The sequence below is a fragment of the Polyangium sp. y55x31 genome, assembly GCF_029946505.1.
Lineage (GTDB): Bacteria > Myxococcota_A > Polyangia > Polyangiales > Polyangiaceae > Polyangium.
The window spans coordinates 359,666-372,901 of sequence record NZ_JARZHG010000005.1 but is presented as its reverse complement, the minus strand read 5'-3'; the positions used below and the strand labels follow the sequence as shown (position 1 = coordinate 372,901).

At 69.3% G+C, this 13,236-nt stretch carries 10 protein-coding genes; 1 reads left to right on the top strand and 9 read right to left on the bottom strand.

Features of this window, described 5'->3' with window-relative positions:
* Positions 1–3: 3 nt before the first annotated feature.
* The 7 genes from QHF84_RS13090 to QHF84_RS13060 all read right to left on the bottom strand — a co-directional run bounded on the left by QHF84_RS13090 (position 4) and on the right by QHF84_RS13060 (position 7,254).
* Positions 4–1,203: an ABC transporter substrate-binding protein gene (locus tag QHF84_RS13090; RefSeq protein ID WP_281313596.1), complete on the bottom strand. Its 1,200-nt coding sequence runs from the start codon at positions 1,201–1,203 to the stop codon at positions 4–6.
* Positions 1,204–1,231: 28 nt separating this feature from the next.
* A complete protein-coding gene (locus tag QHF84_RS13085) occupies positions 1,232–2,683 on the bottom strand; it encodes an aldehyde dehydrogenase family protein (RefSeq protein WP_281313595.1) in 1,452 nt (483 codons plus the stop codon).
* Positions 2,680–4,008 (bottom strand): 4-aminobutyrate--2-oxoglutarate transaminase, encoded by a 1,329-nt coding sequence (gabT, locus tag QHF84_RS13080; RefSeq protein ID WP_281313594.1) that lies wholly within the window; start codon positions 4,006–4,008, stop codon positions 2,680–2,682. The genes QHF84_RS13085 and gabT overlap by 4 nt, the downstream gene beginning before the upstream one ends.
* Positions 4,009–4,031: 23 nt before the next feature.
* Positions 4,032–5,498, bottom strand: coding sequence for an aldehyde dehydrogenase family protein (locus tag QHF84_RS13075; RefSeq protein WP_281313593.1), 1,467 nt, complete (start codon positions 5,496–5,498; stop codon positions 4,032–4,034).
* Between the two features lie 331 nt (positions 5,499–5,829).
* Positions 5,830–6,336, bottom strand: a complete 507-nt coding sequence (locus QHF84_RS13070; protein ID WP_281313592.1) for a hypothetical protein — start codon at positions 6,334–6,336, stop codon at positions 5,830–5,832.
* Positions 6,311–6,538 carry a hypothetical protein gene (locus QHF84_RS13065; protein ID WP_281313591.1) on the bottom strand — a complete coding sequence of 76 codons (228 nt, stop codon included), beginning with the start codon at positions 6,536–6,538 and terminating at the stop codon, positions 6,311–6,313. The genes QHF84_RS13070 and QHF84_RS13065 overlap by 26 nt, the downstream gene beginning before the upstream one ends.
* A gap of 47 nt (positions 6,539–6,585) precedes the next feature.
* Positions 6,586–7,254, bottom strand: a complete 669-nt coding sequence (locus QHF84_RS13060; RefSeq protein ID WP_281313590.1) for a hypothetical protein — start codon at positions 7,252–7,254, stop codon at positions 6,586–6,588.
* A gap of 594 nt (positions 7,255–7,848) precedes the next feature.
* On the opposite strand from QHF84_RS13060, the gene QHF84_RS13055 reads away from it, so the two are divergent.
* Positions 7,849–8,364: a hypothetical protein gene (locus tag QHF84_RS13055; RefSeq protein WP_281313589.1), complete on the top strand. Its 516-nt coding sequence runs from the start codon at positions 7,849–7,851 to the stop codon at positions 8,362–8,364.
* Positions 8,365–8,379: 15 nt separating this feature from the next.
* On the opposite strand, the gene QHF84_RS13050 is transcribed toward QHF84_RS13055, so the two are convergent.
* Both QHF84_RS13050 and QHF84_RS13045 read right to left on the bottom strand, forming a co-directional pair.
* Positions 8,380–8,685, bottom strand: a complete 306-nt coding sequence (locus QHF84_RS13050) for a hypothetical protein (RefSeq protein WP_281313588.1) — start codon at positions 8,683–8,685, stop codon at positions 8,380–8,382.
* The gene (locus tag QHF84_RS13045; protein ID WP_281313587.1) at positions 8,682–13,217 is read right to left on the bottom strand and encodes a sigma 54-interacting transcriptional regulator; all 4,536 of its coding nucleotides are present in this window, start codon (positions 13,215–13,217) and stop codon (positions 8,682–8,684) included. Before QHF84_RS13045 ends, QHF84_RS13050 begins: the two co-directional genes overlap by 4 nt.
* Positions 13,218–13,236 lie beyond the last annotated feature (19 nt).

Sequence of the window (13,236 nt, the reverse complement as noted above, 5' to 3'; positions counted from 1 at the left end):
CGCCTACTTCGCGCTCTTCGCCTCGTTCGGGGCCTCGGTCGTCTTCTCGCTCTTCACCTCGTTCCAGAGCTCATTGTACTTCTTGCGCTCCTTCACGTATTGCCAGAAGTTGAGGCGCTTGAAGTACGTCTCGCCCTCGGTGACACACGGGCTCTTCTTGAGGTCCTCGGACATGTGCTCCTTGGCCTTGGCATTCGCGACGCAATAGCCGCCGGTCGCCTCGAAGACGAGCGCCTGGGCCTTCGGCGTCGTGACGTAATCGAGGTACGCGAGCGCGAGGTCCTTGTTCTTCGACGAGGAGGTGATCATGAGCCGATCGATCCAGCCCGTCGCGCCCTCCTCCGGAATCACGCCCTTGAGGTTCGAGCCCTCCTTGTTGAGCGTGCCGACCGTGAGCGGCCAGCCGACGGCCAGGACGATCTCCTTGTTCTTGAAGAGATCGTTGAGCTCACCCGCGGTCGCCCAGTACTTGCGCACCTGGGGCTTGAGCTCGACGAGCTTCTTCTTCGCCTCGGCGAGCTGCTCGTCCGTCATGTTGTAGAGCGCCGCCGGGTTCGACTTGTCGAGCCCCATGATCTGGCCGACGAGATAGATGTTCGAGATGTCGTCCCAGAGGCTGACCTTGCCCTTGTATTGCGCGTCGTAGAAGACCTTCCAGCTCTTCGGCTCCTCCTTCACGACATTCGCGTCGTAAATGAGGTAATCGGGGCCCCAGGTGAAGGGGACGCCGTAGAGCTTGCCGTCCTTCTTGACGTCGTCGAGGTTCTTCAGCGCGTCCGCGAGCTCGCCCCAGCTCGAGATCTTCGTGGTGTCGATGGGCTCGACGAGGCCGCCCTGCATGAGCGTGTACGCGACGTCCGAGGACGGCGAGACGACGTCGTAGACGCCCGGGCTCGACTTGAGCTTCGCCACGAGCTCGTCGCTCGAACCGAAATACGTGTACTTGACGGTGACGCCGTATTTCTCCTCGAACCCCTTCGTGAACTTCGGATCGGCATACCCCTCCCACGTGAGCAGGTTCAAGGTTTGTCCCTTGAACTTCTCGGCAGGGTTTTCAGGCTTCGCCGCGGCCGCCGAGGCCCCGGGCGCCGCGCTGCCCGTCGGGGCCGCGCCCTCCGGCTTCTTCTCGCCCTGACAGCCGAGCGCGACCACCCCGAGCACGGCGAGGCCCGCCGCCGATACCCACGAAGACATACGAATCATCGCGAATCCTCCAATCCCACGGACGGGTCTATCCCCGGAACGAAATGACGGTCTTGCGCTCGCTGTACTCTTCCATCGCGTAACGCACGCCCTCGCGGCCGAGGCCAGACTCCTTCACGCCGCCATAAGGCATGTGATCGGCGCGATAGGTGGGGACCTCGTTGATCATGACGCCGCCGACCTCGAGATCCTCGACCGCGCGGCGCGCGACGCGCAAGCTGTCGGTGAAGACGCCCGCCTGGAGGCCATACTTGGAGCGATTGACCGCCTCGATGGCCTCGCCGACGTCGCGATAGGTGAGCAGGTTGAGCACCGGGCCGAAGACCTCCTCGCGCATGACCGAGAGCGCCTCGCCCGGCTTTTCGAGCACGGTCGGCTGGATGAGGTTGCCCTCGCGTTTGCCGCCGCAAAGGACGTTCACGCCCGACTTCTGCGCCTCGTCGATCCACGTGGTGATGCGATCGGCCGCCTTGCCGTCGATGACCGGGCCGACGAGCACGCCCTCGGCGCGCGGATCGCCGGTCTTGATGCGCGCGACCTCCTCCAGGAGGAAGCCGCGGAACGCCTCCTCGATGTTCTCCTCGACCCAGACGTTTTGCACGGAAATGCAGACCTGGCCGGCATACGCGAATGCGCCGTACGCGACACGGGAAGCAGCCCGGACGAGGTCGGCCCCGCTGTGCACGACGACCGCGGCATTGCCGCCGAGCTCGAGCACGGTGCGCTTGCCACGCGCCATGCCCTGGATGCTCCAGCCGACGGAGGCGCTGCCCGTGAAGCTGACGACGCCGACGCGCGGATCACGGATCGCGCGGCCCGTGACCTCGTTCGGCGCGGTGATCGTCTGGAGCGCGCCGAGCGGGATCGTCTCGCGGCTCTCGGAGACCTCGTTCGCCGCCGCCTCGAAGACCTCGGCGAGGAGGCGGACGGCCCCCGGGGTCTGCGGCGCCGGCTTGACGAGCACGGGCGCGCCGATCGCGAGCGCAGGCACGACCTTGTGCGCGACGAGGTTCAGCGGGAAGTTGAAGGGCGTGATCGCGAGGACGGGCCCACGCGGGACGAAGAGGCTCGTGCCCGGCTCGTACGCGCGGCCCGCCGCGTCGATGTCGACGGGGAAGACCTCACCGCCGTACCGCTTGGCCTCCTCGGCGCCGACGGTGAAGGTCGTGATCGCGCGGGAAACCTCGGCGTCCGCGAGCGCCGCGGGTTTGCCAGCCTCGTCGACGATCGACGCGACGAACTTCGCGCGCTCCTCGTCGATCCGCCGCGCCATCGCGGCGAGCAGCTGGCTGCGCAGGTACCGGCTCGTCTTGCGGAAACGCGTCTGCGCGGCCTTCGCGGCCGCGAGCGCGCGCTCCATGAGTGCTTCGTCCGCCTCCTCCGCGACCGCGACGATGCGGCCGCTGTAGGGGGACTTGATGGTGTGCGTGCGGGACGACTCCCGCCACGCGCCGTCAATGAAGAGCAAGTGCCGGCTCATGCGCTCCTCCCGAGTTCCGAAAGCCCCGCTTCCAGGACCACGAGCCCTTCGTCGAGCTCGGTGTCTTCGAGGGTGAGCGGCGGGGCGAGGCGAATGACGTTGCCGTACGTGCCAGCGCCGAGGACGACGACGCCGTGCTGATAACAGTACTTCGCGAGCGCCTGCGCCGCGGCCTTGTCGGGCTCCCGCGTCTCGGGATCCCGCACGAGCTCGATGGCGCGCATGGGGCCGATGCCGCGGACGTCGCCGATGATCGGGAAACGCTCTTTCCACGCGAGGAGGCGCGCGCCGATCTGCTCGCCGACGGCGTGGATACGCTTCAGAAGCGCGCCGCCGTCGGCCTCGAAGCGATCGAGGACGGCGAGCGCGGCCGCGCAGGAGACCGGGTTTCCACCGAACGTGCCGCCGATCGCGCCCTCGATGGGCGCATCCATGATCTCGGCGCGGCCTACGACCGCAGAGATCGGCAGGCCCGAGCCGAGGCCCTTCGCGAGCGTGACGAGGTCGGGCTCGACGCCGTAGTGCTCGCACGCGAAGAGCTTGCCGGTGCGGCCGAACCCGGTCTGGATCTCGTCCGCGATGAGGACGATGCCGTGCTCCTTGCAGAAGCTCGCGAGCTCCTTGACGAAAGGCGCAGGCGCGTCGATGAAGCCGCCCTCGCCGAGGACGAGCTCGATGACGATCGCGGCGACGTTGTTCGCGCCGACGTGGTGCAGGACGAGCTCGCGCAGCTCGCGCATGGCCCACGCGGAGGCGTCGGGCTCGGGCGAGCGGTAGGTGTAGGGGAACGGCGTGCGATACACCTCGGGGACGAACGGCGCGAAGCCCTGCCGATACCCGACCTTGCTGGTCATGGTCATCGCGAGGTAGGTGCGGCCGTGGAAGGCGTGGTCGAAGACGACGACGCCCTGCCGCTTCGTGTGGGCGCGGGCGATCTTGACGGCGTTCTCGACGGCCTCGGCGCCGCTGTTCGCGAGGAAGGCCTTCTTCGCGAAGCCGCCGGGCGTGATGCGGTTCAGGCGCTCGCAGAGCGCGACGTAGCCCTCGTACGGGACGACGTTGAAGCTCGTGTGCAAGAACCGTTCAGCCTGCGTCTGCACGGCGCGCACGACGTCGTCCGGCGTGTGGCCGAGGTTCGTCACGGCGATACCGGACGCGAAATCGAGGAGTCGATTGCCGTCGACGTCCTCGATCACCGCGCCGTGCGCCTTCGCCACGAAGATGGGCGTGCCATGGAACGGCCCCCGGGCGACCGCCGCGCGGCGCTGTTCCATGAGCGCCCGGCTCCGAGGCCCCGGGATCTCGGTCTTCAATTCGATCCGCATGCGGTCTCTCCCGAAAACGTCGGCTAGTACCAGCCGAGCGGGGCCTCGTCCAGATTGATGTTGACCTGCTTGGTCTCGAGATAAGCCTCGATCCCGTAGAGCCCGAGCTCACGCCCGGTGCCGCTCTGCTTGTAGCCGCCCCAGGGCATCTCGTTGAAGGTCGGGTGATACGTGTTCACCCACGTGATGCCGGCGCGAAGCTCGCGGATCACGCGGTGCGCGCGCGTGAGGTTCTTCGTCCAGACCGCGGCCGCGAGGCCGTACTCGGTGTCGTTCGCGAGCGCGATCGCCTCCTCCTCGGTGTCGAAGGGGAGCACGGCGAGGACGGGCCCGAAGATCTCCTCGCGCGCGATGCGCATCGAGGGCTTGACGTCGACGAAGATCGTGGGCTCGAGGAAGTGGCCGCCCGCGAGCGCAGGATCCGAGGGCCGCTTGCCGCCGCAGGCGAGCCGCGCGCCCTCCTCGACGCCGATGCGGATGTACGACTCGACCTTGTCGCGATGCGCAGCCGAGACGAGCGGGCCCATCTTCGTCGCAGGATCGAGGCCATGGCCGACTTTTACGCGCGGGATCTTCTCCACCATCGCGGCGACGAGCTTGTCGTGGATCGATCGCTCGACGAGGAGGCGTGATCCGGCGGAGCAGACCTCGCCCTGGTTCGCGAAGGCGCCGAAGAGCGCGCCGTCGACGGCGGCCTCGAAATCGGCGTCGGCGAAGACGATGTTCGGGTTCTTGCCGCCGAGCTCGAGGGTGACCTTCTTCAAGTTGGTCGCGGAAGCCTGGAGGATCTTGCGGCCGGTGACGGTGCCGCCGGTGAAGGCGACCTTGTCGACGCGCGGGCTCTCGGCGAGCTCCTCACCGGCGCCGGCGCCGGGGCCCGTGAGGATGTTGACGACGCCGGGCGGAAAACCGACCTCGGTGAGGATGCGGCCAAGCTCCAGGGCCGTGAGGGGCGTGAGCTCCGAAGGTTTGAGCACACACGTGTTGCCAGCCGCGAGGGCGGGCGCGAGCTTCCAGGCGGCCATGAGGAGCGGGTAGTTCCAGGGGATGATCTGGCCGCAGACGCCGACGGGCTCCCGGACGACGAAGCTGACGCTGTTGGCCGGGACGTTCATGGTCTCGCCGGCGATCTTGGTGGCGAGGCCGCCGTAGAACTCGAAGCAGTTGGCGGCGTCGGCGACGTCGAACTGGGCCTCGGCGAGGGGCTTGCCACAGCTCTGGACCTCGAGGCGCGCGAGGGCATCAGCCTCCTTGGTGATGGCCTCGGCGAGCTTGAAGAGGAGCTTGGCGCGATCGAGCGCGGTGGTTTTGCGCCAAGGGCCCTTGTCGAATGCCGCGCGCGCCGCGTCGATGGCCGCCCGCGCATCCTCCCGGGAGGCCTCGGGGACCGTGGCGACGAGCTCGCCATTGGCCGGGTCGCGAAGCTCACGCGTCTGACCGGAGACGCTGTCCACCCAATTCCCACCGATGAGCATCTGATAGCGTTTCATTGCGCGGCCCTCTCCTCCCCTCGGAAGGCGGGCAGTCTACTCGGGAAGTAGGCCGCGGCGGGAGAAAAAAGGCGCGGGGGCGGACGAGGGAGCGACGCGGACGGAGGGATGGGAGTGAGGCGTGGGGGCGGGCGGAGGAGGAGGGCAGCAGCGCAGGTGCGACGGGACGGTTTCGGCTGTTTGGCGGGGGTGCCCGCGTCTGTTCGGCTCGCCAGGGCAGCGGTCGCTACCAACCGATCCGAAATGATGAAGAAATAGAATCAATCAAGGTCCTCGTCGCGTGTACGGAAATCACAGTGACGGAAACGCTGACCTGATCCGTATTGCCAATTCACCCCCCGAGCTTGCTGCGTTCCTCCAGCGTCGCGACCAGGATCGGCAGCATCATCCGGTCCTTCGGCCGTCCGACCTTGGCCTTCACCGCAATCAACGTCGGCAGATCGAGCACCCGCAACGTTCGTCCCTCGTCTACGACCGACTCGCTGCGCGGCAGCAGTTCATCGTACCCCGTCCCCTCGTCGAGCTCACAGAGCGGATCCAGAGGCCCGAGCGACGTGGAGAGATTGACCTGTCCTCTCCCGGCCAGCATTTCCGCTGTCGGGCGTAGGCCTCGGTTGGCCAGGTCGTAGCGCATCGTTGCATCGAGCTGGAGCAGGACCTCGAGCAGGCGAGCCACATTTTCCGGCGTTCTGCGGTGAACGATGTCGAGGTCGCTGGTCGTGATTGGCGCGCCGTGGATCACGGCGGCTGCTCCTCCCACGATGATGAACTCGACCCCCGCGTCACAGAGCCGAGCGAGCAGCGCCGGCAGATCAGCGGCGCTGGGATGACGCTGCATCGCGAATCTTGGCGAGGGTCTGCATCATCCGGGACGCGGAGCGCAACCGGTTCCACGGCGACTGCTGGAGCGAGAGCAAGATGAGCGTACGGTCGACGTCGAGGATCGCGGCGCGGATCTCGGGGTCGAGCTCGGCGATGAGCGAGCTTGCCTGCGACGCCGCTGGCAAGCTCGTCGGTTGTTCTTGGAGCAGGCTCTCCACACCCTGAACTTAGCACGATCGGTCCGACGGGGGCAGCCCCGTCATACTTACTCCCCCGTCCCCTCGACCCCCTCCTCCGCGCCCTTCGCCCGGCTCACCTTCCGGAAAAACTGATCCGCCCAATCACGCGGCAAACCCCGCTCCCGCGCGCGGGCCGTCAATGCATCGTGCAATCCATCCCGATCGCGCGTGAGGTTCCCGGCGAGCTCTTCCCGGCTGATACGCGCCTCGCCGCGCACCGTGGCCACGGCCGCGGTCCTGGCGATCGCCGCGCCGGCGGCGTTCACCCAGGGCTCCAGGTGCGCGCGGTGCTTGTCGAGGACGGGATCCTTCGATTCGAGCCACCCACGCACGCGCGCGACCTGCTTGGGCAGCGCTTGTCGGACGAATTTGCTCACCGTGCTCGAAAAGAACTGCGTCCACCGCGCCGACGAGCGGTTCTTGTTCACGGCGAGCCAAAGATCGTCGCCGAACCGCGCGCAAGCCGCGTCGAGCCGACCATTGGCGATGATCCGCGCGGCATCCGCGTCCGCCTGCGCCTCGCGCGCCGCGCGCTCCTTCACCCGCACGGCGTCGACCATGGCGAGCCAGGTGTCCGTGAGGGGAAGCAGGTCGCAGGCGTCAGGGTCGCCCTTGAGACAAGAGCGGGTATAAAAGACCTCGGCGTCGGTCTCGTCGAGGGGCTGCGTGGGCACGATCTTGCGGGGATGGGACATGGGAACCTCCAGAATGGGGTGACGTCGAGGACGTCGTGTGGACCATCACGAGAAAAGCGCCAATTAGACGCTCCGACCCGGGCGAGCACGCCCGGAGAGCACAATCCCAACGGAAAGTTCCCCGGTGAGCGTCACGAGACCCGCGTGCACCGGCTGCAAGCGGCATTCGTACACGCCGAGAGGTGTTTGCACCGCGTGCAGACGGGTCTCGGAGCGTCACGAGAGGTGTTTACACCGCGTGCAGACGGGTCTCGGAGCGTCACGAGAGGTGTTTGCACCGCGTGCAGACGGGTCTCGGAGCGTCACGAGAGGTGTTTGCACCGCGTGCAGACGGGTCTCGGAGCGTCACGAGAGGTGTTTGCACGCGGTGCACGCGGCATCCGGGGCGTCACGGGGGCGTTTGCACGCGCTGCACGCGGCGATCGGGCGTCGCCAGTCCGAGCGGCCGGCGTCCCGATGCGGTGCATGCAAGTCTGGGGGGCGGGGAGCAAGGAATGGGAGCGCTTCGAAGACCTGGAGGCTCGTCGAGGTCATATGAAGGTGAAGCCATAGGAACGATTGCCAGCGAGCCAAACCCCCGCCTATTCTCCCCCAATGCCCAGCTTCCCTCACCCCCTCCCCCTCTCCCTCGAAGCCGCGCGGGCGCTCTTCACCGGGGACGCGTCCTTCGCGGACGTGCGTGGCGTGCTGCTCTGCTTCGTGATGATTCCGGTCGAGGAGCGCATCGGTGCGTGGCGCTTCGCCGGCGTGGCGCGGCGCGCGCCGGAGATCGTGCAGGTCCTCGACGGCTTCATCCGCGCGATGTCGATGAACCCGGGGATCCAAGATCCGGCGCTCGATATGCTGAACTCGTCCGCCATGATGATCTGGGACGGCGCGGACGATACGTGGTCGTACGGGGACCTGCCGCTCGAAGAAATCGGCAAGCACGCGGTGGTCCTCCTGGCGGAGGGAGGCGCGCCCTACGACGACGTGGGCCTGTGTATCGTGGAGATTCCGTCGCTCGAAGGGTCGCCCTTCGAGCACCGCGCCCCCGAGACCACACGGCCGGAGGCGTGGGACGCGGCGATGAAGGCAATGGAGGAGGACGAAGACGACGACGAGGAATGACCTCGCCAACCGAATTTACCGTCTTCCGCCGCCGCCCCGGCGACCCCCTCCGCCTCGGCGCCCACCTCCGCCCCCCTTCCCCGCCGGCTTCTTTTGCGGCGGCGCGGGCGGCGGCTCCTTCGTATACGCGATCAGCACGGCCCGCCCGCCTCTGTATTCGGGCGAGATCTGCGTATAGCCATGGTTCTTCCCGAACCCGGCCATATCACCCTTATGCTCGCCCATCCATTCGCTGAAGCGCTTCCAGAGGTCACGCGCTTCCTCCTCGGACAGCGCGACGCCGTCCACGAATGCGGAGAGGTTACCGGGCTCGGTCGTCATTGGATTCCGTACTCCTTGAGGCGCCTGTAAAACGTGCGGCGCGGCAAACCCACGAGGCGCGCGGCTTTCACGCGGTTCCAGTTCGAGGCCTGGAGCGCCGAGAGGATACGCTCGCGCTCGTCGGCCTTGTGCGCTTCGAGCGAGGAGAGCTTCCGCGAGGGCTCGGGCGAAGCACTGCGCGGGCCTTCACGCAAGCTCTCCGGCGGCGAGGGCGGGCGCGGGGCGAGGCGCGCCTCCGGCAGCTCGAAGTCCTCGGGCTCGAGCTCCGCTTGATCGGAGAGGACCCACGCATTCAAGAGGACGTTCTCGAGCTGGCGCACGTTGCCCGGCCAGCCATGCCCCATCAGCCGGCGAAGCGCAGCCCGCGAGACGCTCCGGCGCTCACGGCCATAACGAGCCGCGAAGATGCCGAGGAAATGGTCGATCAAGATCGGGATGTCCTCGATGCGCTCGCGGAGCGGCGGGACGCGGACCTCGACGACGTGCAAGCGGTAGAGGAGGTCCTCGCGGAACGTGCCGGCCGCGGTCATCGCCACGAGATCCCGGTGCGTCGCGGCGATGACGCGCGTGTTCACCGGCTCTTCGCGCGCGCCGCCGACCGGACGGACGACCTTTTCTTGCAAGACGCGGAGGAGGCCGGCCTGCATCTTCGGCGGCATTTCGCCGATTTCGTCGAGCAGGATGGTGCCGCCCTCGGCCTCGCGGAAGAGGCCGCGGCGATCCCGATCGGCGCCCGTGAAGGCGCCTCGCACGTGGCCGAAGAGCTCGCTCTCCAGGAGGTGCTCGGGAATGGCGCCGACGTTGATGCCCACGAAAGGTTTTTTGGCGCGCGGGCCGGCATTGTGGATTGCCCGCGCGACGACTTCCTTGCCCGTGCCGCTCTCGCCGATGACGAGGACCGGGATGTCCGTGTCCTTCACGCGATCGATGAGCGCATACACACGGCGCATGGCCTCGCTGCGGCCGACGAGGCCCTCGTAGCCGAAATGCCCCTTGATGACCGCGCGCGCCGAGCGGAGGTCACGCTTCGTGGCCTTGAGCTCCTCGGTGCGCAGGCCGAGCAGCTCTTCGAGCTCCGCCCGCGCCGCTTCGAGGTCGCGGTTCGCCCGTTCGAGCTCCTCGCTCTTCTTTTCGAGCTCGCGCGCGCGCCGCGCGTTCTCACCGACGAGGCGCGCCGTCTCGATGGTGATCGCCACCTGATCGGCGAGCGCGACGAGCGTGGGGAGCTCGTCCGTGAAGCCCATCGCCGGGCGGAGGCGCGTCTCCAGGTAAAGCGCGCCGATCACCTCGCCGCCCCGCGCGCGAATGGGCACGCACGCGATCGACTGGAGCATGAGCTGGTGGACGGAGACATACCCGGCCATGCGGGCATCCTCGCGCGCGCTCACCGTAACGATGGGCTCGCCGACGTGGACGACACGCTCGGCGATCGACTGCGAGAAGCGCGCATGCGCGTCGTCCCCCTCGCGGCCGCGGAAGGCGTGGACCGAGAGCGCGAAGGGCAGCGGCGCCGAAGGATCGGCCTCGTCCCGCGGCTGCGTGCTCTTCAGGATGACGAAGCCACGCTCCGCGCCGAGCAGGGCGATCGCGTGGTCGGTGACCTTTTCGAGGAGGCGCCCGAGATCGACCTCGCCCGCGATGGCGCGGTTGATCTCCAGGATGCGCGCGAGGCGCTCCTCCGTCGGGGCCTTGCGCGGCGCCGCGAGCGTGCTCGAAGGCGAGGCGTTCGGCTGGCCGGGCGTCGTGGCCTGCGGCGTGTGCACGGAGGGCACGCAGAGCGCGCGCAGGGCGCGGCGGCGCGGGTCGTCCCAGAAGACCTCGCGCAGGTCGCGCGGCAAGACCGAGGCGATCTCCTCCAGCACGGCGAGCGCGGCCTCGCGATCGCGGCGCGCGAGCATGGGCTTGCCGCCGTCCTCGTGCAGGGCCGCGCGCGCTTCGAGGGCACGGGCGATGAAATCCTTCTGGCCCGAGGCGCGCGCCGCTTCGAGCGCCTCCTCGCAATGCGCCGCGGCCTGTCGTTCGTCGCCGAGGAGCGTGGCCACGCGGGCGCGCGCGAGCGAGAGGAGCGGGCGATGCGCCGAGCCGCCCCCGAGCGCCGCCGAAGCACGCTCGATCTCGGCTTCGAGGTCACGCACGCCTTCGCCCGGAGCGACGGGCGCGATCATGACACGTTCGAGCCGCGCTTCGGCCGCGTCGACGCCCCGGCCGAGGCTCTCCCAGCTCTCGGCGCAAGCGAGGCAGAGGCGCTCGGCCGCGGCGGGATCCCCCGAGCGCGCGGCGTGCTCGGCTTCGAGCGAGAGGAGCTGCGCGCGCTGGCTCGGGCCGAGCTCGGTGCGCTGGAGCGCGAGCTGGTCGATGGAGACCCGCGCCCGCGCGAGCCGGCCGAGGTAAAGCTCCAGGTTCGCGAGGTTCAGGAGCGCCTGGCGAAGCGTGGGGACACGGCCCGAGCGGTGGCCCATGTCGACCGCCGCTTCGAGGTGCATGAGCGCGGCCGCGAGGTCGCCCTGCGCCTTGGCGATGCCCGCGAGGTTCAAGCGCGTCGTGGCCACGCTGCCCGCATCACCGGCTTGCTCGGCGGCGGAGAGGGCTTCTTCGTAGGCCGTCTTCGCGGGGTCGAGCTGATCGTCGCGCTGGAGCGCGAACGCGAGGGAGCCGAGCGCGACCGAGAGGATACGCGGCTCGCCGCCCACCCCACGCGCGAGGCGCACGGCGCGCGCGAGCGTGCGCTTGGCATCCTCGTGCCGCGCGGAGAAGCTCTGCGCGAGGCCCGAGACGGCGAGCGCATCCGCGGCGATCGCGAGCATGGCGCGCGCGCGGCGGCCTTCCGCGCGCGGCAAGGGGGCCGCGTCGTCCGCGGCCGCCGAGAGGCCCGTGCGTTCAGCAGCGGCGGCGGCCTGGGTCTCGGCGCCCGCGTAGTCGCCGGCGCGGAGGAGGGCGCGCGCCGCGTGAAGGCAATACGAGGCGGCGATCTCGGCGTCGGCCGCGAGGGCCTCGTCCTGCACGCGTTCGAGCTCGGCGATCGCGCGCATGGCGTCGCCGCGGCTCGTGAACAGGCGCGCGCGGGCGATCGCGACGGCCGGCGAGGGGTCGTCTTCGAGGCGCGCGAGCACCTCGGCGGCCTCGTCGACGTGGCCCCGATCGAGCAGCTTCATCGCGCGCTCCCGATCGGTGCCGCGCTCGTCCTCCTCGGCGAGGAGGCGATCGACGTCGTCGGGGCTCGCGACGGGGGCGCGCGCGATCGCCTCGACGATCGCGCGGATCTTCCCGGGCAAATGGCCCGCGCGCCGCGTGACGTGATCCGCGACGACATCGCCGAGCGAAGGGATCGCCGAGCGCACGAGGTCACGCGCGCGCGACTCGTCGAGCGGCGGGACGGCGAAGAGCTCGAGCGTCGGGCCAGGCAAGTTTGGCAGGCGCTCGGGGTCGAAGGTCACGACGAGGCGTGCGCCGGCCTCGCGCAGCGCGGCGAGGCGCTCGAGGTCGGGCTTCGCGAGGCGATCGGCGTCGTCCACGAGGACGATCGCGCCTTGCGTCTCTTCGACCCCCGCGAGCTCGAGGTCCATCGCGTGCCCCGGATCGGGCGCGACCGCGGCCTCGACCCAGGCGACGGCGCATCCCTTCACGCCGAGCCACCACGCGACGCGCCGGAGCAGCGTGCTCTTGCCCGCGCCCGGCAGGCCCGTGACCACGATGCCGCCGCCCGGGCGTAACGCCTCGATCTGCGCGTCGAGCGCGGCCGCGTGCTCGTCGAGACCGACGATCGGCCAGACGAGCGCGTCACGCGAGGCGAACGCCTCGGGCATCGGCAAGGAGGCGGCGCGGCGGATGGCGCTCGCGAGCTCGTCCGCGCTCGGGAAGCGGCTCGTCGGATCGGTCGCGGTGGCGCGACGCTCGATCTCTTCGAGCGCAGAAACGACGGCCGGATCGAGCGAGGGTCCGACCGCGGCGAGGGCCTCGCGCAGCGTGACGCCAAGCGCGTAGATCTCCGCGCGCACGCCGAGCGGCGCGCCCGAGAGCAGCTCCGGCGCGGCATACCGCGGCGTCAGGCCCGACGGGCGTTCGCCGACGTCGCGGAAGTTCGCCGCGAGCCCGAGGTCGACGAGCGTCGCCTTGCCGTCCGGCCCGACGATGATGTTCGCGGGCTTCAGGTCGCCGTGCAGCAAGAGGGCGCGGTGCAGGCGCGTGAGCTGATCGGCGGCCTGCGCGATCGCGGCGAGGATCTCGAGCGGCTCATCGGGTTCGGCGAACCGCGCGGCCAGGCTCTTTCCGACGACGAGCTCGCGAACGAGGTACGCGCGTCCGCTCTTCGGCAAGCGTCCGAAGCCGAGGATACGCGGCACGCCGAGGCCTTCGAGGCCGGAGAGCGCCACGGCTTCGCGCACGAGGGCGAGCATTTCGGCCTCGTTTGCGCCCTCTGCGAGGACTTTGACGGCCACGGCGGCGCCGGTGATGCGGTCTTTCGCCGACCACACCTCTCCACCGCCGCCCTTGCCGAGGGGTGCGATTGGTTCGTATCGGGGCGGGAGCTGCAACGTTCCCTGGGCTCCTCTT

Bases quoted from the DNA above. Each gene is read 5' to 3' on its own strand.
- QHF84_RS13060 (WP_281313590.1), bottom strand. From the start codon at position 7,254: ATGTCCCATCCCCGCAAGATCGTGCCCACGCAGCCCCTCGACGAGACC.
- gabT (WP_281313594.1), bottom strand. From the start codon at position 4,008: ATGCGGATCGAATTGAAGACCGAGATCCCGGGGCCTCGGAGCCGGGCG.
- QHF84_RS13055 (WP_281313589.1), top strand. From the start codon at position 7,849: ATGCCCAGCTTCCCTCACCCCCTCCCCCTCTCCCTCGAAGCCGCGCGG.
- QHF84_RS13085 (WP_281313595.1), bottom strand. From the start codon at position 2,683: ATGAGCCGGCACTTGCTCTTCATTGACGGCGCGTGGCGGGAGTCGTCC.
- QHF84_RS13050 (WP_281313588.1), bottom strand. From the start codon at position 8,685: ATGACGACCGAGCCCGGTAACCTCTCCGCATTCGTGGACGGCGTCGCG.
- QHF84_RS13075 (WP_281313593.1), bottom strand. From the start codon at position 5,498: ATGAAACGCTATCAGATGCTCATCGGTGGGAATTGGGTGGACAGCGTC.
- QHF84_RS13070 (WP_281313592.1), bottom strand. From the start codon at position 6,336: ATGCAGCGTCATCCCAGCGCCGCTGATCTGCCGGCGCTGCTCGCTCGG.
- QHF84_RS13090 (WP_281313596.1), bottom strand. From the start codon at position 1,203: ATGATTCGTATGTCTTCGTGGGTATCGGCGGCGGGCCTCGCCGTGCTC.